This is a genomic window from Candidatus Thiosymbion oneisti (assembly GCF_900092655.1).
In the GTDB taxonomy this organism is placed as follows: Bacteria; Pseudomonadota; Gammaproteobacteria; order Chromatiales; family Chromatiaceae; genus Thiosymbion; species Thiosymbion oneisti.
This window is the reverse complement of sequence record NZ_FLUY01001189.1, coordinates 1-1,253: the sequence shown is the minus strand read 5'-3', so window position 1 is coordinate 1,253 and position 1,253 is coordinate 1. Positions and strand designations below refer to the sequence as shown.

The window sequence follows — 1,253 nt, the reverse complement described above, 5'->3', positions numbered from 1 at the left end:
GGAATCCAGGGCCAGGGATGGCAAAACGGTGGAGTTCAAAGCATTAGGTCGCATTTAAATTTAACCACTACCTCTTTGCATTCTTTGCGCCCTTGCGGTTCAAAACTCTTCTGCATCACGCCTTCACAGCATTGCGAAACAGCCGTTTCTGCGGTCGGGTTGAGCGCAGTGTTAGGCGCTTTCTTCACGCAATTCTCTAATCATATCAACAAGTTCATTTGTTGACAGTTGAACATCAACTCCCGGAACATCTAGACCCGAACCTTTTTCTTCAACTGACCGCAGCTCGAACATCTGTCCATTCTTCCGTTTGATAACGACCTCAGCCTTTCGATTAGCTTCATCCATTAAATGCGCCAACCGTTGCCTAGCTGTGGTGAACGTATAAACAGTCATCTTCTATACCTCAAGAATCCTGATCTCAGCTTCCTTAGCCATCAGCTTTAGCTTCGCATCCAAGGAGAACAGGTGACATCGTTCCCTTTGAGCTAGGTCCATCATGTAAGCGTCATATGCATAAATTGAGTACTTATGCGCTATGGTAATGGCATTGATGTAGTCAATCCCCTCAAACCGAATCTTCATCTTGCTGAGCCCGTCAATGACCGCTTCCCCCTGCCCCAAATCGATTCTACGCTTCTTGAAAGCCAAACTGATTGCATTTCCCACCTCAACCGGCAACGACAGAGGCGCGAGCAACTCACAACCCTTTGTCACAGAAAGGATTACATCCCTTTCCGGCTCGTTGAATAGCACTGCAAGAACGACCGAAGTATCGACGACAAGCTTCATATGTACAATTGTACTTTCTCCTGTCCTTGCGTCAAGCGCCTGACGTCAAACATCAGCGGCGCGCACCTTTGGCGCGTCCGCTAGATGTGCATGTTAGCCATACACTATTGCTTAGTTTAATGAAATTATTCGATACGGTGTGGCAGGTTTTCCAGACCCTTTTGATTTACCTGTAGAGCTAGAACCATCGAAGCATTGCACAATACCCCAAACTCCTGGGTATTTGTTTCCGTCATGATTATGACCAAAAAGTAAGCAATCAATTTTGTTTTCAATAACCGCTTTAAATTGACGAGGCTCTTTATGGATTCCAGACTGGTCGAAGAGGACGACAGTCGGTAGCACGATGACCGATGACGAAACAGGTAGCCTTTTCTCAACAATAACAGCAAGTTATACGACGCCCCTCTGGCTTGCTGAGAAGGCAAATTTGCGCAAAATATCCTAACCAGTCTGGAATC

General features: G+C 46.3%; 2 protein-coding genes. Both read right to left on the bottom strand.

Annotated features, from left to right (window positions below):
- Window positions 1-171: 171 nt before the first annotated feature.
- A complete protein-coding gene (locus BQ17_RS12025) occupies window positions 172-396 on the bottom strand; it encodes a type II toxin-antitoxin system Phd/YefM family antitoxin (RefSeq protein ID WP_089727374.1) in 225 nt (74 codons plus the stop codon).
- A gap of 3 nt (window positions 397-399) precedes the next feature.
- A complete protein-coding gene (locus BQ17_RS12020) occupies window positions 400-792 on the bottom strand; it encodes a type II toxin-antitoxin system VapC family toxin (protein ID WP_089727373.1) in 393 nt (130 codons plus the stop codon).
- Window positions 793-1,253: the final 461 nt, after the last annotated feature.